The sequence below is a fragment of the Bacillota bacterium genome (assembly GCA_012837335.1).
Taxonomy (GTDB): domain Bacteria; phylum Bacillota; class Limnochordia; order Darwinibacteriales; family DTU012; genus DTU012.
Map to the genome: position 1 here is coordinate 1 of DURM01000046.1, position 19740 is coordinate 19740.

The following is a 19740-nucleotide window of genomic DNA, read 5'->3' on the forward strand; positions in this document are numbered from 1 at the left end:
CGCTTCCCACTACTTTTCGAACTACGCCATAATCCATGGAACAAGCCTCCCTTGCGCCGGTAAAAAAGCTTATCCAGGATAGGCAGATGGCTGCTCAGACAAAACACAACTGCCCTATCCTGCGCTGCTATTTCGGAACTGCCATTGGGAATGAGTACCTGGTCATCCCGAACAATCGCTCCGATGATCACTCCTTTAGGCAGCTCTAACTCTGCGAGAGAACGTCCAATAACACCGGTGCCCTCTTCAACAATAATCTCCACGACTTCAGCCTGACCGTCAAGCAGGAGGGCAAGGGAAGCAATCTGATCCCCCTGGACATAGCGAATAATCTCACCAGCGGAGATCAGCACTGGATTGACAGCCCGGTCAATCCCCAACTGCTCAATAATAGGTATAAAGTTAGAACGGCTGATTTTCGCAATAACCAGGGGAATTCCCTGCTGTTTTCCTAAAAGTGCCAGCAGCAGGTTTTCTTCATCATTACCAGTCAGAGTAATTAGGGCATCCATCTTAGCGAAGTTTTCTTCCCGAAGCAGATCGCTGTCAGTGCCATCGCCGTGAATCACCAGCACGTTTTGGAGATTTTCCACCAAATACTGGCACTGCTCCTCATCCTGCTCAATGATCTTGACTCCTATACCCTGCTGCTTAAGCCGCTGGGCAAGATAGAAACCGGCTCTGCCGCCACCTAATATCATTACATCTTTGAGCAGCCGCTTTTCGCTCTGCTCCACATGTTCGGTTAGAAACTGATTGAGACTTGCACGCTCACCGAACAAATAGATGATGTCAGAATTTTCCAGGATAGTATCGCCATGGGGAATAAACATCTCGCCTTCCCGGGATACAGCGGCAACTAGAATCGAGTTAAAGATGCGCAGTTCCCGCAGCCTGCTGCCGCCCAACTGCGGAATGTTTTTTACGGGCAGTTCGATCATGCCGACCTTTCCACCGGCGAAAGCTTCGATAGCTACGGTACTACCCTTCATCAACTGCTTGGAAATATACTTAGCAGTTTCAAATTCAGGATTGACAATGTAATCAATGCTTAGTTCCTGTTTGAGAAACTCCTGCTGCCGGCCATATTCCGGATTGCGGACTCTAGCAATCGTCGCTCTGCACCCAAGGCTTTTTACCAGCATGCAGATCACCATATTAGTCTCATCGCTTCCAGTCACTGCAATCGCCAAATCAATACTTTTCGGATCGCTCTGTTTTAGCACTTCGGTTTGGATCGCATTTCCCCTGATCGTCAGCACATCCAAGTTTAAGCTGATCCGCTCCAAGGCCTGTTCATCTGTATCGATTACAATTACACTGTGGTCCCCATTAGCAAAAGCTTCTGCCACCTTATATCCGAGCTTGCCAGCTCCCACAATCAATACCTGCATCTAGTTTCCTCCTAGATCGGATCTTGCCAGTAAACGAGTAAAAAACTCCCGCACCAGCGGTGCCGCTGTCTGCCCCCCAATTCCTCCCTCTTCAACAAGAACTGCAAAGGTCAGATTACGGTCAAACACATCCCTCACAAACCCGCCAAACCAAGCGTGTGATGTACCTTTTCCAGTCTCAGCGGTACCTGTTTTGCCGCAGATATTGATCTGATCGACAGCAGCCTGCTGCCCTGTTCCCTCCAGAACTACCTGTTCCAGCAAATCGCACATGACTGCCGCGGTTTCTGGTTTAATCACCTGGTGTTTGGTGCTTTCATGATCAGCATCCGCTTTCCAAAGTGTAAGCTCAGGTACAAAACCTTCATTAATAAATGCTGTAAATACGGCAGCTACATTAAGAGGCGTTACTAATACCTGATCCTGTCCAATTGATGTCCACGCAAGGCCGACCTGGCTCCGGGCAGGATTTCCAATCTGGCCAGAATCTGCTGGAAGTTTGAAATCCGGTGCCCGATCTAAACCCCAGCTGGTGAAATAATGACTTAAACTCTCTGCCCCGACCGCCAAACCTACCTGAGCCATTGTGGTATTAATCGAATGGATAACAGCATCAGCAAAAAGATGCTCTCCAAAATCCTGATTTTGGAAATTGCGAATTAGATTCCCCTGCACCCGCAGCTCAACCGGATCAGTAAACTTACTCTCAATCGTGAACAAGCCTAGATCCAAAGCAGCAGCTGCTGTTACTACTTTAAAAACAGAACCCGGGGGATACTTCCCCTGGAGACTGCGGTTAAACAGCGGCTGATTGGAATCCGTGCTTAACTGCTGCCAGCGGGCATGAGAAATTCCCTGTACAAACTCATTAGGGTCATAGCTGGGAGTGGAAACCAACACCAGCACTTCACCACTGTCAGCATCCAGTACCACAAAGGCACCTCGCCGATCGCCTAAAACTTCGTAAGCAATCTGCTGCCATTGCGCATCGATTGCCAGTTCAACATCTTTCCCCTCAACCGGTGTCCGCTCCAGAAAAAGCTCATTTATGCCGGACTCATATTCTACAAATAGACGATAGCCCGGCCTGCCCCGCAGCTCAGGCTCTAAACCCAACTCTAATCCAGATCTGCCTCCGGTTTCCCCACTCTGATAATCCCTTTCCGGATACTGATTGATCATTGCTTCAGTAACTTCACCGATATAACCGGTTAAATGGGCTGCGGCACTACCTAAGGGGTAAGCGCGAATGTACTGCCGCTGGAAGAAGATGCCGGGTACCGGTCGTAAAATCTGGTCAAGTTCCTGATAGCGTTCCTCGCTTACAACAATTAAAGGCACAAACCAGTGATCTTGAATTCCGGGAGCCTGGTACTGAGCCTGCACATAATCCCTGCTCAAGCCCAGATACTCGGTCGTTACTTCATACAGCAGCTCCGGATCGGTAATTCGGCCTGGTTGAACGCCAACAGCAACAACGCTGCCTCTGCCAGCAAGCAATCTGCCTTGACGGTCATAAATACTGCCTCGGGATGAACTTAACCGCGTGCGGTGGTAGCGGACACTGAGCCCGTGCTGTGGAAGCGGCAGATTGTCTTTCCAAATAATCTTCCAGTTCAGCAGGCCATCCCAAGTAAGTTCCAGGTGAAACTGCACCATTAAAGGATCGAAATATTTGCTTTCATAGCGGAGATCTACGGTATACTCTGCCGCAGTAAAGGTTTCTGCAATTGGATTGATTCCGACTAATTCCATCAGCGTTAACCCATACGCATCAGCAAAATTAGCAAAAGCCACCTCCAGCGCTGAAGCCGTAGGAAAAGGATGCTGTGAGTGGAAATAGCCTCCGAGTTCCGGATAATCGCCTGCCAGCAGCCTATCTAAATATGCCGCCGCCACTTCATCGGGATATGTATAAAAAAACTCAATAAATGCCCAACCTGCGCCGACTAGAATCAGTGCGGCAATCAACACAGAAGCAATAATCCGCATTCTGCCTTCCTCCCTAGAAGTTTCAGAGTTAATTATTGCTTCTGCATTCATTCCTGTTAACCTGCCGCACGCTTAGATCTTGATTGTAGTCTTGATAATCTTAACCGCTTCCTCCGGATCATCGGTAACTGTGAGCAGGTCAAGATCTTCCGGACTGATCATACCTTCACCCAACATCTTCTCTTTCATCCATTTCAGCAGATCCGCCCAATACTCAGATCCCATCAATACCACCGGGAACCGCTCGATTTTACCGGTTTGAATCAGCGTTAAGGCTTCATACAGCTCGTCAATTGTGCCGAGCCCGCCGGGGAAGATGACAAAGCCCAAGGCATATTTAACCAGCATCAGCTTGCGGACAAAAAAGTAGCGGAACTCAATATTGATATCCAAGTAAGGATTAGACTCCTGCTCGAACGGCAGCTCGATATTGCAGCCGATGGACAGCCCTCCAGCCTCTTTTGCTCCTTGATTGGCAGCCTGCATAATTCCCGGACCACCACCGGTAATCACTGCCAAACCCGCCTCAGCAAGGCAGCTGGCTGTTTTGCGTGCTAGCTGGTAATACCGGTTATTTTCTGGAGTGCGCGCGGAACCAAATACTGCCACCGCTTTGCCGATATGGGCTAGTTCATCGAAGCCGCTGACAATCTCTGATTGAATTCGCAGAACCCGCCAAGTATCGGATACTGTAAAATCCTCAGTTAAAACTGGCGGCTTTAAAAGCTCTCGATCCTCTGTGATCGGCCATTTACGTTTCATCTAACCTTCCTCCCCTTTGCTGTTGATATGTATTATTCTGCCTTACACCTTATTTTAAATTAAAACTCAATTATTATAAAGGGATTAAAAAGGCATCCGTGCGAGATGCCTTATGAGCGGAGCAGCTTCAATTGTGCCAGGATCTTTTTAAATTCTAAATCTAACGCTTCCGGATCATCCTGCGGTGAGGGAGCGGACAATCTGTTGATTATTTCAGCCAACCGGTGTTCAAGAACCAGAATCTGCTGTTCCTTGCTGTCGGAACTTTCAGCTTTCTGCTTATGATCAAGATACTCTTGATAAGTACCCCGGTAATGGATCAATTGATGATCTGCCACGATGATAATCTCATCCGCAACAGCGTGGATCAAGCGGCGGTCATGGGATACAAACAGCATCGTCCCCTGATACTCTTTGAAAGCCGCTTCAACCGCCTCCAGTGAGTTTATATCCAAATAGTTGGTTGGTTCATCGAGAAGCAGCAGGTTAAAATCCTGAGTCAGGATCTTTGCAAACGCGGCTTTAACACGCTCACCAGCGCTCAGTACTCCTACCGGCTTGTAAACATCATCGCGCTTAAAGAGCAGCCCTGCCAGCATTGTTCTTACCGTAGTTTGGTCATGAATACTTGTTGACATTACATTTTCCAGCACCGAAAGATTCTCATCAAGGATATCCATTGCCTGACTGAAATATCCGATCTTGGCACTTGGAGCAGCCTTGATTCCGGACTCACCGGTAAGAATCATCTTTAAAAGGGTGCTTTTGCCGCAGCCATTCGGTCCGATCAGGGCAGTTTTAGTGTTGGTATAAATCCGGAACTCTGCGCTGCGGAAAATAACTTTTGATCCGAACGCTTTGTTTATCTGGGTGCCGCTGACGATAATCCCTTTGGAAGATACCCGCCGATCACCAAGATCAAATTTTATCTCGCCGGGCTGGTGCGGCTTATCTTTAACTTCCAGTTTGTCAATCCGCTTCTCAATATTTTTAACCGCCCGATCTAAAGTCGCTTTTCCTTTTTGACCGCCCATCTTGTGCAATCTGGCTTCAGAATTTCCCATGCGCTTAGGTGGTCCTTTAATGCTCTGCGATTTTTGCTTGATCCTGATCGCAGCAGCTTCTAGGCGCTGCTTCTCTTTGATATACTGCGTGTACTCGAACTCCATCCGGGCACGCTCTTGCGCTTTCTGTTCTGCATAGTTGCTGTAATTGCCGGGATAAAGCTTGATCTTTCCCGCTTCCACTTCCATAATCTGCGTGCAGATCTGATCTAAAAAATCTCGATCATGGGAAATGACCACTAAGGCACCGCGATACTCTGTAAACATCGTTTCCAATAAGTCAATTCCTTCGATGTCAATACTGCTGGTGGGCTCATCGGCAAAAATCAGATGGGTGCTGCGGTTGCTGAGGATCTGAGCCAGCTTGAAGCGGGTCTGCTCACCTCCGCTCATCCAACCGTGCGGCTGGGTCGGTACAGAAAACCTGGCAGCCATCTCCGGGTCCAGGCTTGCATCAGCCTGAGGAGGATCCAGCTGGGTTAAATATGCGCTTGTGCCGTACAGGCTCACCCTGCCCGAATCGGGCTCCAACCTTCCGCTGAGTATATCCAGCAGGGTGGTTTTACCTGCTCCATTAGGTCCAATCACGCCTATGCGATCTTGGCTGTAAATCCTCAGCTCAGGAACATTAAGAACAAGTCGATCTCCATAGTATTTTTGAATATTATAAGCTTCTAATAACAGCATAAAAAAACCCCTCCATAACGGAGAGGATAGTGTCTGCACACCTTGAACAAAGGTATAGAGTCCAGAACAACTATCCACTCGCTGATTTATAAAGACACGCTTAACTAACCCATCGCAAACGATGGGCTGAAAACAGCGATGCTATTTCAGACGCAAGTGGATTAGTTGAACATTGTTACCTATACCTGTGCCCTTTCTTTTTGATTATTCTAATCAACTATTATTCGTATTATACTGTCTTTTGCTCTAAAGTGTCAAGCGGCCTGGCTGCGCCTAAATGATGAATTACAGCTCGTTTCGGCAGATACGCATGGGCCAGCTCAATGATTTTGCTGTGATGGGTGAAGAAAACAACCTGCGTTTTGTTGGCTAGATCTGCCAATACTTTCAGCGTCTGCAGTGAACGGGCATCATCAAAGTTGATCAGCAGATCATCGCAGACCAGAGGCAGGGGTTCATTATCCTCTAAATGTTTTTCTATCGCTGCCAGTCTGAGCGCCAGGTACAGCTGATCCCTTGTCCCATCACTCATCCCGGTTACACCCACCTCTTCTCCGGTTTCCCTGACTCCCACAACCACTAGATTGCCCCTGGAATCAGTATCCGTTTTCAGGCGTACAAATGATCCCAATGTGAGTTCCGCAAAAATCTTGCCGGCGAGGTTGATAATTGGTCCCTGGTTCAGATCTCGATACCGCTCCAGCGACTTTTTAAGAAGCACGAGCGCTGCCCTCAATTTCAAGTATTCTGCGCCCTGACCTTTTACAATGGTCAGCAGGCTTTCGGCCTGCTCTCTTGCCTCGAGAGCTTGGATATTAGTGCCCCGGCAGTATTTTTCGTACTGAGCTTGCGTCCTCCCGAACTCGGTCAGTTTTCTGTCTTTATCAGCTTTTAGCCGCTCAAGCTCAGCTGATAGTGATTCCAGCCTTGAATCTAGGGTGTCAATTTCAGTTGCTTTGACTTCAGCGACCAGCTGCTCCAGCGTTCTGCCCTCCTGCAGCAGCCTGTTCTCGATCTCCCTTATCTGCTGCTGGAGACTAAGATACTCTTGCGATTTCTGCTCAGCAGCTTTTAGAGCTGCCAGTTCCTTAACTTGAGCAGACTCCATCAGCTGAGCTAATTCCTTTCCAGCAGCGGCACGCTCTACTTTTGCTTCATTGATAATCCTGTCCTGCTCGCGAAGCTGCTTGTCCAACTGGTTGCGGTAAACCCGATCCCGCTCAGCTTGCTGCAGCAGCTGATGCAGATTCTGCATTGCTAAATCCGGACGCAGATCCCCCAGCTCCGGTGCGCACGCAGCAACCAGCTCCGACACCTGGTTTTCATAATCCGCTATCAATTCCCGATCCTTAGCCAGCCTGTTTTCCTGCTCTGCTTTTTCTTTAAGAATCTGCTCCAGCTCTGCGATTCTCTCTAGATAGGCAGCAACTGCCTTGAAATCTGCGTCTGGAGGCAGGTTAGTTTTGGCAAGATTTGCTCGGCATTCCGCCTCTATTTCCTTTAAGGCAGCTTCGTAGTTCTGTACTCCTTGAATCTGCCTGCGGCTGCGGTTTTCAGCGCTGGCTAGGCTCTGGCGTAAAAACACCAGCTGATTCGCCTTCTCTTCAAGCCTCTGGCAGATCACCTCAGCTTGAGCTAATACGTCAGTCAATGATGGGGTTTTGCCAAGCTCTGCGCCCACCTCTGCCGCAGCTTGTGTAAGCGCTGCGATCTGCCGGCGCTTAGCTTCTAAATAATCTTCAGCCTCAGCCTTTAACTTGGCCAGGTCGCCAACTTTTGCCAGTATGCGCTGACGCTCTTCCAGCCAGCGCAGCATCTCTTCCGGTGCTAAAGGCTGGATCTGTGTATTCTGCCATTCGCTGCGCCACTTGGTCATCAGCGCTTCTTGGTTCTGCAGAAGGTTCTTTCCCTGCTGCTGCAGCTCCAGTAATCTTGTTTTTAGCTGATGAATACTGTTTAACAGTGCCTGTTTCTGACCCACATTATGGGCTTCTCGATACATTTCATCTGCAACAGCGTCTGTCTGCCGCACCGCCTGCTCGTAAACCTCAGCAAGAGGCCTTCCTTTGGTAAATTCCTGCTCTTCCTCGCGGGACAGGTTTCCCTCCAGCCAGGATTTCTTTACCAGACTCCAGCCGAGATCGCGCCGACTGCGAATGCGATCTAATTCCTCCTTGGTAGGTACTTTTCCCAGCGACTCGATTCGGGCCAGCTGCATTTCTGCCCTCTGGAGCTCGCCATCCAGCTGTTTAACCTGCTCCTCAAGATGTTTCAACTCTGATTTGTACTCCTGCATTTGCGAAGCATATTCTCTAACCGTGGGAACTGCCGGAACTGGGAGGTGAACTAGTTCTTCAAATGTTCCCCGCCACAGACCCAACCGGAGAATATCGGAATTAATCTCGGCGATCAGCTGTTCCTGCTTTAACCGGTTATCCCGGAAAGACTGCTCAATTTTGCTGTCTTTTTGGGCATTTTGAATGGCAATCTTGAGACTGGTATATTCTGGAACCGATCCCAGTTCTTCAATCTCAGTTCGCAGCCCATCGAGCTCCTGCTGAGTTTCTGCGAGTCCAGCTTTAGCTTCAGCCAGCTTGTTGATTATAGTTTCTCTGTCAGCGAGCAGACCTTTGACTGCCGCACTTACTAAGAGGGGAATTAAATAGCTGTCCGCGTTATTTAAGTCCTGTTCATCAGGATTGACCGACTTAAGCGCTGCCAGTGCGCGTCCAGCCAACTGCTCTACATTCCACTCCAGCGCAGGAAGACCTTGGAGTCGAGAACGATAAGAATCAAGCCGCTCCACTAGAGTTTTAATATCATCACTGAGGTCTAAAAGCTGGGTAGGAACCTCGATCCGATCCAGTTCTTCTTTTAATTGAGCATACTTATGCTCGGCTTTAAGCCGCTCCCGATCAGCCTGCTCAATTCTGTTCTCAACTCTCTGCCTCCGCTCTGTAAAGCCATCGTCTAAGACAACCACATCTCCAAGCTGTTCCAGCTTGGCTCTCAGTTCTTCGCGCTTAATCACATCCGGTGTGCAGCTTTTAATCCGGACATATTTTCGGTAAAGTGCTTCTAACTTGTCAATTTCACTGTTCAGCTTTTCCAGCTCTTCCTGCTGATTTTCGTAATTTCGTTCCAGCTCCTGCCATTCTCTTCCTCTAAGCATGCTTTCTTCTTCCATAGCACGAGCCTGTTTATAATCTTTAACTGCTTCATTAAGACTGCCGCGGCCATTTCGTTGAGGAACAAACACTTTTTTGCTGTCTTCTTCCAACCGATTGAGGACCTCCTGCAGGCGCTCGATACCGGTAGCTGCCGAAAAAATGCTGAAGCCTAAATCGCCCCGGCCTTCCAATAGTCCCTGTCCGCCTTCCCGCAGACGCTGATGGTCAAGCCCGAAAAGATTCTCGAAGGCGGTCTGATCGAAATTAGCCAGCATTCGCTCAAGCAGTCCCTCATCAACCGGCTGCTCAGTTTCAGCATCCAGCAGAGAATTTTTAAGTCTCTTCTGGCGGATTACAGATAGGCTCTGGCTTTGATTTTCTATGTCGATACCGATGCGGAGAGCACGGTTTTCATGAAGGAAATTATCATCAGTCCGCATGGGTATACCGTATAAAGCGCTGATTAACGCTCTTAAGGCTGAGCTTTTACCAGCTTCGTTCGGCCCATAGATAATGTGAAAGTCCGGTTTTTCAGGCAGCTCGATCCGGTAATCAGTGAAAGGTCCATAGGCAATAAGATTGATAGCTTTAAAACGCAAAACGCTCCCCCCTAGCTTACCAGCTCATCAGCAATCAGTTTCTTGGCTTGAGCGATGATTGTTTCCAGAAATCGAGAATCATTCAGGTTCAAGCCGTCTTCCCCAATGACAGCCTCTTTGGGGATCATGTTGTAAAAACCTCTCAGCTCAGCTTCCAGTTCTTCTCTTAAACTTGTATCTTCCGCAAACTCATGGAGAATTCTAAAAAAGTCTTTTAATGTAGGGTGTTCATCAAAAAGTGCTTCAAGATCTGCAACCTGCCGTGTTTCTACCAGAACTTTTTCAAGCCATACACTGCCGCGGCTGACATCATTTACCGCAGCTCGGAGATTATAGATAAAGTGATCCTTATTCCGCTGCAGCTGGTTATTAACCTTGGTTGCTCCTTCGATAATAAAACGTACCGCGTGCAGTTTACCTCCGGAAACAGCTATCTGATCCTGCAGCTGTTCTACAGCCAAGTCCAAGGCTTCTTCCGGAGATTTAACTCCGGTGATGTCTGCTGTGCACACTGCCCACTGCAGTACATCAAGGGGACGAAACTGAAGATGTGTCTGTCCATTTAGGACCTCAACCAGCATACAGCCTTTAGGTCCGGTCTCCCGGATATGGCGCCCCTGAATATTGCCGGGAAACACAACTAGAGGATTTTCAGCAGCAATCTCCCGCTGGTGGACATGACCTAAAGCCCAGTAATTATAACCTTTCCTGATTAGATCCTGGAGGCTGCACGGCGCGTAGTTGTCATGTCCTTCTCGTCCATCCAAAGATGTGTGGAGAATTCCAATGTTGTAGAATCCGAAAGCGGGTTCAGGATACCTGCGCGAGACATCCTCTGTCACTGCTCTGGTGGGATAGCTCCAACCATGCAGCGCCACACCTAACTCTTCGTCATAGATGGTATGGGGAGTATCTGCCGAGAAGAGGTGCACATTATCGGGCAGGCGCACACCCTTAGTAACTTCACTTTGGGCATCGTGATTGCCCAGCACTATATATACTTTAATGCCCGATGCGCGGAGTCTGCTCATCTGGGCAGCAAAAAATAACCCGGTTTGGTAATCTAATAAGTCTCCATCATAGAGATCGCCAGCGAGTACAAGAAACTTTACCCTTTCCCGGATGCACATATCGATGAGATTAATAAAAGCTCTGCGCACCGCACCGCGAATTTCATCCACGGGTGCTCCCTCGTAGCGCTCAAGACCGCGCAGAGGGCTGTCCAGATGCACATCAGCTGCATGTATAAACTTAAAATCCATGCTTTCCGCCTCCCTTGCTCTAATAAACATTTCAAGATTAAATCATTTAACCCTTTTACAGCGTCTTTAAGGCGGACCTACAAGGGGTTTGCATAACCATTGTAGTATAATGGAAAAAGGTAAGAGTTTAAAGCAAAAGAGGGATCAAGAATAGTGGAAAACTCAGAGGCTAAACGAATTAAAATATCATGGAAAGGAATTGTTTTTTTATTCATTGCAGCAGTGATAACGCTTGCATTTATCTTTATCAAATTGGCTAATCCTAAGGAGATCTGGGCGGTGCTCCATGATTACCCTACCCAATACCTGCTTTTGGCGCTGCTCACAATTGTTTTATCCTGGTTTGTAGATGCGCTGCGGATCAAAATCGCCATAGCTGCTACAGGATTTGCTGTTCCATATACCCTCCTGGTAGTGGCCATGATTGCGACCCACTTTCTTTCTATGATTACGCCTTTTACAGCAACCGGTGTTCCATTTCTGATTTATATTCTCTATCGATACAGGCTGAGTGTGGGCCAAGCAGCTGGAGTTTCAACCAGTGCCAGTCTTGGCGCGCAGTTAGGTTTGGTGGCACTGGTGTCACTGATTTTAACCTTAATGCCTGAAATCCCGGAACCATTCGTTCCTTACTTTCCGTACCTAGAGCTGATTGTGGTACTTTATGGGATCGGGGTTGCTGCGGCAGTCTGCCTTTTTACTCATGGACACAGATTTAGATCTCTATTTGAACGCTTTACCAAGTACCCGAATATATCACTCTGGTTTAATACTTTTGTTACTTCATTCCGGCAGACATTCAAAAAGAGAGGGCTCTATTTTTTAGGAGTGATCATCTGCGGCTTCTGCCATTTTGCCCTGCTCTATTTAGCAGGATGCTTTTTACTCACAGGTATACAGGCTGAACCTGCCCTGTCTTTTGAAAACTACAGCGTTGCAGCTCTACTGGGCCTATCACCATCACTGACCCCGATTCCGGGCGGTGCAGGTGTTTCTGAGATCTTCTCAGTCTACATGTTAGATGATACTTTCACCGATGACCGCATCGGCGCATTTATCATTTTATGGCGGGCAGTTATCTTTTACTTCCCGGCAGCGGCCGGAGGGATAGCAGTGGCTTATCTGCTGCTGATCTGGAGTAAAAAGCAGAAGCCCAGAGCTTTAGATAAGGTAGCTGCTTCCGAAAACTGTCAGCAGTCATAACCTAGAATTCATGATAGAATTAATCATAAATCAATCAACTTTTTGTCTGCTCATTGGATATATAAAGTGAAGTACTGAGGAGGGAGGCATCAGATGGCAGTAAATGAGTTTGAGTTGATCACCAAAATAAAGCAGGGCGATCGGAACTCGATGGCAGAAATTTTCGAAGCACATGTTGACGCTGCAGTTCGGTTGGCATATATGATAACTCACGATTGGTCAACTGCCGAAGATGCAGTCCAAGAGGCTTTTATCCAGGCTTTTCGCTCAATCAAGTCCTTTAAAGACGGCATGGCATTTAAGCCGTGGTTTTCTAAAATCGTGATCAACAAATCTAAGCGGATCAAGCAGAAGTTTAGAGTTGATCCGGAATATATTCCCAACACGGAAGAAAATCCCCATCTTGCCTTTTCACCGGAGGATCAGACTCTGGTGAATGAGGAAAGCGGATTTGTTTATGAAGCCATCAATCAGCTGGATGAGAAGCACCGTCTCCCCATCATCCTCAAGTACTTGAGCGGCTTGACTGAAAAAGAGATCGCTGAGGTGCTGAAGATACCTCAGTCTACAGTCAAATCCCGCTTATACACAGCCCGTCAAAGATTAAAAACTGCTTTGACAGCCGCAGAAAGGGGTGAGCAGGGTGCTTGAAAACAACAATACCAGCGAACTGATTCCCGAACAGGAGCTAAAGGCAGCGCTGGAGGAGAATACCAAGTGGCGTGGGTCAAAAGAGCAGATGTGGGCAGAGATTGAAGCCAAGCTGGATCCAATTCCCTGGTATAAACAGCGCCGGAGCTGGATGGCAGCAGCTGCCGCAGCGATGCTCTTTATCATGGTCCTGTTTAATCAAGGCACTGTTCCGCCGCAGGAACTGCCAACCGATCTAGAAATGCGTTCCAGCCTGAAATCTGCAGAACAGCCTGAGAGTATGCAGATGTTTACAATCATGTCAGCTTTCGAACCCCAGCCGAACAGCAGGGTAAATATTGAGATTGATATGGCGGATACAGCTGCAGCCGGCTCGGAAATAACCTTGAATCTCAGGCTGACCATCACCGCAGAAACAGAATTTGCGGTTGAAAAACCATCTGCTACAGTGATGCGGACTGATGATCATGGCTTAGTCACCATTATTTCGGAAATTCCCATTGAAGACTGGAATAACAAAAGCGCTGACAGCCAAAATCCTTTATTCGGAACCTTGATGCTTACCGCCCCTGCAGAACCTGGGTCATATCTTGTTGAAATCAGTGTTCCCGGAAAAATTGACGGACAGCTGTTCTTTTTCAGTGAAACCAAGAGTTTCAGCGTAGTTAAAAACTAAAGGAGGAACTCCAATGAGCAGAACCAAAAAGGGTTTATTAGCGATTAGTTGTGCTGTTATACTGCTGTTAAGTGTCATGGTCTTAACAGGTTTAGACTTTAATACTGCAGCTCAGAGTCCTGAACACAAAGGTGTAATCACAGTTACTGGTGATGCAGTTGTTACTGCCGCGCCGGATACTGCCTACATTACCCTTGGCGTAGAGACTAGAGACCAGTCCGCAGAAACAGCCTCCAGGCAGAATGCGGAAATCATGACCAATGTGATTAAAGCTCTTAAGGAATTCGGATTAAGCGATACAGAGGTTACTACCAGCGGCTACTACATTTACAGCTACCAGGAATCTGACCGCACTACCGAACCGATCAGCTATTACACCGTGTATAATGTGCGCAATCAGGTGAATGTCAAAACCACTCAGCTGGAACATGTAGGTACAATCATTGATCTGGCGATTAAAGAAGGTGCAAATCAGGTTCAGGGTATTTCATTTGATACTGTCAACAAAGCCGATCTGCAGCTTAAAGCTTTAGAGAATGCCGTCCTCCAGGCAGGGCAGAAAGCAGAAGCGATTGCCAAAGGAGCCGGTGTCACGATTAAGGAAATCGTATCCATCACCGAGCAGAGTGAATACTACGCACCGTACACCGAAGCTTATGCCTTTAGAGCCAGTGCCGCCGATTCAGCCATAACCCCAATCAACCCGGGAGACGTGGAGGTTAAAGCCCGCGTAATTGTCGAATACAAGTTCTAAAAAGGTATATGAAAAAAGACCAGCCGTCACAGTGATGGCTGGTCTTCTGCATATCAAGGTTTAGAAATCAATGTTGCCTACTGTCCGCGGGAAGGGAATCACATCGCGAATGTTGGTGATACCGGTTAGGTACATAATCGCTCGTTCGAACCCTAAACCAAAACCGGCGTGCTTGTTGCTGCCGTACCTGCGGGTATCGAGATACCACCAGTAGTCCTCTTCAGGCATGTTCAATTCCTGCATCCGCTTCAGCAGCAGATCATAGCGCTCTTCTCTTTGACTGCCGCCTACAATTTCACCAACACCCGGAACCAGCAGATCCATTGCCGCAACAGTCTTGTGATCTTCATTCATGCGCATATAGAACGCCTTGATATCCTTAGGATAGTTGGTTACAAAGATCGGCTGTTTAAAGATCTGCTCAGTCAGATAGCGCTCGTGCTCAGTTTGGAGATCACATCCCCATTCTACCGGATACTGGAAGCTGTGCCCGGATTTTACTAGCAGATCGATCGCTTCGGTATAAGTGATCCGCTTGAATTCTGATTTGATGACATTATCTAAGCGGGCTAACAGCTCTTTATCAATAAACTTGTTAAAGAACTCCATTTCCTCCGGAGCATTGTCTAAACAGTACTGAATCAGGTATTTCAGCATTGCTTCTGCTAAATCCATGTTGTCTTCTAAATCAGCAAAGGCCATTTCTGGCTCAAGCATCCAAAACTCGGCCGCGTGACGGGGAGTGTTGGAGTTTTCTGCCCGAAAGGTAGGTCCAAATGTATACACGTTCCGAAACGCAAGCGCATAAGTTTCAGCCTGCAGCTGCCCGCTGACAGTCAGATTTGCCTCATGTTTAAAAAAGTCCTTGGAAAAATCTACATTGCCGTCCTCAGTCCGGGGTACATTGTCAAAGTCTAAGGTTGTTACTCGAAACATCTCCCCGGCCCCTTCCGCATCACTGCCTGTAATGATCGGGGTGTGAACATAGACGAAATTCCGCTCCTGGAAGAACTTATGCAGAGCGTAAGCTGCCAGGGACCGCACGCGAAATACTGCTGAAAAAGTGTTTGTACGCGGACGAAGATGAGCAATCGTCCTTAGGTACTCAAAGCTGTGGCGCTTCTTCTGAAGCGGATAATCGCTTAACGATGCTCCTTCAACAGTGATCTTTTCCGCTTTCAGTTCAAACGGCTGCTTTGCACCGGGACTTTCCACCAACTTACCTTCAGCGACAATCGCAGAGCTGATGTTCAGTCTCACCACCTCACTGAAGTTTGGCAGTGAATCGTCAATCACGATCTGCAGGTTCTTAAAGAAAGTACCGTCGTTCAGCTCAATAAAAGCAAAGTTTTTCGAATCCCTGATGGTGCGGATCCAGCCAGAGACACGAATATTTTGATCGATGTATGCTTCATGATTGCGAAATAGCTTTTTTATATCAACTTGTTCCACACTAATTCCTCCTACTTCATTAAAGTAAAAAGATGTTGTTTTCTCTGCATTTTTGGATGATGTGCTCCGGCCAAACCGATGCCTGCACTTCACCAATATGAATCTTTTCCAGGAAATACATGCATAATCGCGATTGACCGATACCTCCGCCGATGGTAAGCGGCAGATTCCCGGCTAACAGTTCTTTATGAAAACTAAACTCAGCCCAGTGCTCACACCCAGCCAGTTTCAGCTGATTGGATAGAGCAGCTTCATCAACTCTTATTCCCATCGATGAAAGCTCAAGAGCTCGCTCCAAAGCAGGATGCCAAACAATGATATCGCCGTTGAGATTCCAGTCATCGTAGTCCGGAGCCCGCCTGTCATGCGGCCTACCGGACCGGAGTTTACCGCCGATCTGCGCTATAAAGACAGCCTTTTTATCTCTGGCGATTGCATGCTCCCGCCTTTCCGGTTCTAATTGGGGGTAGAGATCTTCCAGCTCCTGGGTGGTGATCACGGTAATCTGCTCAGGCAGTTCCCACTCAAGCATTGGATACTCTTGGTGAATTTCCCTTTCCGCTGCTTTCAGGCAGCGGTAGATCTTATTAACAATCTCGGTTAAGAAATCGAGATTGCGGTCTTCTCTAGTTATTATTCTTTCCCAATCCCACTGATCTACATATAAGGAGTGAATATTGCCGAGCTCTTCGTCGCGCCGAATTGCATTCATATCGGTATAAAGTCCTTCTCCCACCTCGAAATTATACTCTTTTAGCGCCATCCGCTTCCATTTAGCAAGGGAGTGGACGATTTCGCACTTACCGTTAATCGCCGGCACATCAAAAATAATCGGGCGTTCAACTCCGGTTAAATTATCGTTTAAACCCGAGCTGTGAGGCACAAAGAGCGGCGCTGACACTCTGGTCAAATTCAACTCGCGGGCTAATACCTGCTCGAAAAAGTCTTTCAGGTGCTTGATTGCAATTTCTGTTTCCTTTAATGACAGTTTACTGGTATAAGCTGTGGGAATGATCAATTTAACTGCCTCCTAAGCGATCAGTCGTACCTTTAAAACTGATTCTTTCCACCTTAACTGTGAAAATTCCTGCACCAACATTTTAATATATTGTAAACAATAGAATATCGGTTTAAATTATTGGATTGTTAGGGCAATCCTACCGGTAAATCTGCTGGGTCTAACCACAGCTCCCAAATCAGATTGGATAATTTCTGCTCCAATGTTATCCACCAGTGATAACTGCTCAGCCCGGAAGGTTCTCAGCAGGAACTGCCAAGGCTTGCCTGCGCCGTCGGCATCAACAATCAATTGACGATCGATTCTAGTGACTGAAACAATTAGCTCCTTCTCCGCTTTAGTACTGGATACCACTGCTTCGGCAGTTTGTCCGTTTTCCAGATCACCCAGGTGCAGGATGACATTACTGCTGTAATCATATTCCACAGCTGCCTCATCCGCTCCAACTGCCACCAAGGTATTGGGGCGAATTAACAGCGGAAGACTGAAAAAGTCATGCTGTTCTTTAATCCAGCGTCCGCCTGTGACAACATCATTAGTGAAGTAATTTACCCATCGGCCTTCAGGCAGGTAATAGCTGACAGTACCTTCATCATTGAAAACAGGCGCAACCAGCAGCCCATCGCCGAGCATATATTGGCGATCCAGGTAATCGCAGCCTGGATCGTCTGGAAACTCCAGCATCATGGCCCGCATCATTGGAATCCCTTCATCGGCTGCCTGCACAGCAGCTTGATACAGGTACGGCATTAAGGCGCACTTCAGCTTGGTGAACTTCCGCAGCACATCCACCGCTTCCTCGTCAAACAGCCAGGGAACTCGGTATGAAGAGCTGCCGTGGAGGCGGCTGTGGCTGCTTAAAAGGCCAAAGGCAGCCCATCTTTTGTAAAGGGCAGGGGTTGCTGTCGCCTCAAAACCACTGATATCATGGCTCCAGAAACCGAATCCGGATAGGCACAGAGACAGGCCTCCCCTCAGACTTTCTGCCATGGACTCATAGGTGGAATCGCAGTCACCGCCCCAGTGCACTGGAAACTTCTGGCTGCCCACAGATGCTGAGCGGGCAAACACTACAGCTTCATCTTTTCCTCTCACTTCTTCCAGCAGTTCAAAGACCACTTTATTGTAAAAATAAGCGTAGTAATTATGCATTTTAACCGGATCAGAACCATCGTGGTAGACCACATCCGTTGGGATCCGCTCACCAAAGTCTGTTTTAAAAGTGTCGACCCCCATGTCCAGAAGCTCACGCAGTTTACCTTGATACCACCGGCAGGCCTTAGGGTTGGTAAAATCCACGATCGCCATTCCTGCCTGCCATTTGTCCCACTGCCACACATCCCCATTAGGTTTGGTCAGGAAATAACCATTCTCAACTCCCTCATCAAAAAGCTCAGAGCGCTGCGCGATATAGGGATTGATCCAGACGCAGATTTTCAAGCCTCTCTCTTTGAGGCGCTTCAGCATTGCTCTCGGATCCGGAAAAACGCGGCTGTCCCATTTGAAATTGCACCAGTGGTATTCCTTCATCCAAAAACAGTCGAAATGGAAAACATGCAGTGGTATATCCCGCTCAGCCATTCCGGCAATGAATTTAGTCACTGTATCTTCATCGTAGTCAGTAGTAAACGAAGTGGTCAGCCACAGCCCGAAAGACCAAGCTGGAGGCAGCGCCGGCCTACCCGTTAAAGCTGTATAGCGGCGCAGAACATCCTTTGGTGTCGGCCCATTAATAATGAAGTACTCCAGGTATTCACCGGGAACACTGAACTGAACTTTCGCAACCCGCTCAGATGCCACTTCAAACGATACCTGCTCAGGATGATTGACAAATACACCATAGCCGCGGTTGGTCAAGTAAAAGGGAATATTTTTATAAGCCTGGTCACTCCCAGTTCCGCCGTCCCGGTTCCAGATATCGATGGATTGTCCGTTTTTTACAAAAGCTGTAAACCGCTCGCCCAACCCATAGACACACTCACCCACTCCTAACCGCAGCTGCTCCCGAAGATAGCTTCCTTTCCCGTCTACTTCCAGATAGGCCATACTGCGGTGGTCACTCTTAGTGATCAGTTTACCACCGCTGTAAAACTCAAGAGCGAAGTTTTTCTTCTTTAAAGCAGTAGCTCTGAGGCTTCCGCTTTCTAGACTGACCTCACATTCATCAGTGGTGATCTTAATATCTTTGGCGCTGTTTTCTTGAAGCTCAAAGCGGGGTCCACGCTCCTTTCCGCCAGCATGATGGTAAATCCTAACACCGATTACATCTGGTAGAGGCGAAAACAGCTTAATGGCCAGCACTGCTCCATCCAGGGTGGCTCCCCGATGATTGATCTTTCGAGTCGGAGCATAAATCGTGAGTGAGTCAGCTTCAGCTTCAACATCATACACTTGGACAGGGTACTGCCCGTTGACCCCGGGCAGCATCAGCCAATTACCATCAGTAAACTGCATCCTTGTTCAGCCCCCACTTGCCTATATGTTAGTCTGAAAAAAGCAGGTTTACAGATCGCTAAGATCCTAAACCTGCCACCATTGATTTACTCGGTAAAACGCTCATAGCAGACAATTTCATCCAAGGTTTTCCGGGGTCGCGCAGGCGGTTCTTCCTCTGGGTACCCGAGAGGCATCAGCTCAACTATCTTGTATTTTTCCGGTATGCCCAGAACTTCCCGGGCTATCTGCTGATCAAATCCACCGATCCAACATGTGCCCAATCCCAAGGCTTGAGCCGCCAAAGTTATATTGGTCATGGCAATAGCTAAATCGACTGCATAAGCAGGAACTTCACAGCGCATGACCCGCTCCGGATCAAGCGAGACGCCTGCAATCACAACCGGAGCTTCTGCAATAAACTTGTAGTTGGTTGCTTCAGCCAGCTGATTCCGGACTGATTCATCCTGAACCACGACAAACTTCCACAGCTGAGCATTCCGCGCCGATGGCGCCAGCCGGGCTGCTTCCAATACTGCATCAAGTTTTTCCGGTTCAATTGGCTGATTTTTGTATTTGCGGATGCTTCGCCGCTGTTTAATTGCTGTTAATGTATCCATACA

14 protein-coding genes are annotated in these 19740 nt (G+C 47.9%); 4 read left to right on the forward strand and 10 right to left on the reverse strand.

Going from position 1 to position 19740, the window contains the following annotated elements; genetic code table 11:
• From trkA to GX019_06075, 6 genes are all read right to left on the reverse strand, one after another.
• On the reverse strand, positions 1-1394 hold a 1394-nt coding region (trkA, locus tag GX019_06050), incomplete at its 3' end, for a Trk system potassium transporter TrkA (GenBank protein ID HHT36724.1).
• Positions 1395-3386 (reverse strand): hypothetical protein, encoded by a 1992-nt coding sequence (locus GX019_06055; GenBank protein ID HHT36725.1) that lies wholly within the window; start codon positions 3384-3386, stop codon positions 1395-1397.
• 72 nt (positions 3387-3458) lie between these two features.
• Positions 3459-4148, reverse strand: a complete 690-nt coding sequence (locus GX019_06060; protein HHT36726.1) for a TIGR00730 family Rossman fold protein — start codon at positions 4146-4148, stop codon at positions 3459-3461.
• 110 nt (positions 4149-4258) lie between these two features.
• Entirely contained in the window at positions 4259-5899 is a 1641-nt protein-coding gene (gene abc-f, locus GX019_06065; protein ID HHT36727.1) for an ABC-F type ribosomal protection protein, read from the reverse strand.
• A gap of 229 nt (positions 5900-6128) precedes the next feature.
• Entirely contained in the window at positions 6129-9668 is a 3540-nt protein-coding gene (locus GX019_06070; protein HHT36728.1) for an AAA family ATPase, read from the reverse strand.
• A gap of 11 nt (positions 9669-9679) precedes the next feature.
• Positions 9680-10930, reverse strand: coding sequence for a DNA repair exonuclease (locus GX019_06075; GenBank protein ID HHT36729.1), 1251 nt, complete (start codon positions 10928-10930; stop codon positions 9680-9682).
• Positions 10931-11182: 252 nt separating this feature from the next.
• Here GX019_06075 and GX019_06080 point away from each other — a divergent pair, with 252 nt between their 5' ends.
• The 4 genes from GX019_06080 to GX019_06095 all read left to right on the forward strand — a co-directional run bounded on the left by GX019_06080 (position 11183) and on the right by GX019_06095 (position 14214).
• Entirely contained in the window at positions 11183-12133 is a 951-nt protein-coding gene (locus tag GX019_06080) for a UPF0104 family protein (protein HHT36730.1), read from the forward strand.
• A gap of 93 nt (positions 12134-12226) precedes the next feature.
• Entirely contained in the window at positions 12227-12784 is a 558-nt protein-coding gene (locus tag GX019_06085) for an RNA polymerase sigma factor (protein ID HHT36731.1), read from the forward strand.
• Positions 12777-13460, forward strand: a complete 684-nt coding sequence (locus GX019_06090; GenBank protein HHT36732.1) for a hypothetical protein — start codon at positions 12777-12779, stop codon at positions 13458-13460. The genes GX019_06085 and GX019_06090 overlap by 8 nt, the downstream gene beginning before the upstream one ends.
• 13 nt (positions 13461-13473) lie before the next feature.
• On the forward strand, positions 13474-14214 hold the full coding sequence (locus tag GX019_06095; GenBank protein ID HHT36733.1) for an SIMPL domain-containing protein: 741 nt from the start codon (positions 13474-13476) through the stop codon (positions 14212-14214).
• 60 nt (positions 14215-14274) lie between these two features.
• On the opposite strand, the gene asnS is transcribed toward GX019_06095, so the two are convergent.
• The 4 genes from asnS to GX019_06115 form a co-directional block, all read right to left on the reverse strand.
• Positions 14275-15666: an asparagine--tRNA ligase gene (gene asnS / locus GX019_06100; protein ID HHT36734.1), complete on the reverse strand. Its 1392-nt coding sequence runs from the start codon at positions 15664-15666 to the stop codon at positions 14275-14277.
• Between the two features lie 19 nt (positions 15667-15685).
• Positions 15686-16684: an aspartate--ammonia ligase gene (locus GX019_06105; GenBank protein ID HHT36735.1), complete on the reverse strand. Its 999-nt coding sequence runs from the start codon at positions 16682-16684 to the stop codon at positions 15686-15688.
• Positions 16685-16801: 117 nt separating this feature from the next.
• Positions 16802-19138, reverse strand: coding sequence for an alpha-xylosidase (yicI, locus tag GX019_06110; GenBank protein HHT36736.1), 2337 nt, complete (start codon positions 19136-19138; stop codon positions 16802-16804).
• Between the two features lie 86 nt (positions 19139-19224).
• The gene (locus tag GX019_06115; protein ID HHT36737.1) at positions 19225-19737 is read right to left on the reverse strand and encodes a nitroreductase; all 513 of its coding nucleotides are present in this window, start codon (positions 19735-19737) and stop codon (positions 19225-19227) included.
• Between the last annotated feature and the right edge of the window lie 3 nt (positions 19738-19740).

Coding starts and splice junctions, on each gene's coding strand:
- GX019_06055 (HHT36725.1), bottom strand. CDS start 3,386: ATGCGGATTATTGCTTCTGTGTTGATTGCCGCACTGATTCTAGTCGGC.
- GX019_06060 (HHT36726.1), bottom strand. CDS start 4,148: ATGAAACGTAAATGGCCGATCACAGAGGATCGAGAGCTTTTAAAGCCG.
- abc-f (HHT36727.1), bottom strand. CDS start 5,899: ATGCTGTTATTAGAAGCTTATAATATTCAAAAATACTATGGAGATCGA.
- GX019_06075 (HHT36729.1), bottom strand. CDS start 10,930: ATGGATTTTAAGTTTATACATGCAGCTGATGTGCATCTGGACAGCCCT.
- GX019_06085 (HHT36731.1), top strand. CDS start 12,227: ATGGCAGTAAATGAGTTTGAGTTGATCACCAAAATAAAGCAGGGCGAT.
- GX019_06095 (HHT36733.1), top strand. CDS start 13,474: ATGAGCAGAACCAAAAAGGGTTTATTAGCGATTAGTTGTGCTGTTATA.
- yicI (HHT36736.1), bottom strand. CDS start 19,138: ATGCAGTTTACTGATGGTAATTGGCTGATGCTGCCCGGGGTCAACGGG.
- GX019_06115 (HHT36737.1), bottom strand. CDS start 19,737: ATGGATACATTAACAGCAATTAAACAGCGGCGAAGCATCCGCAAATAC.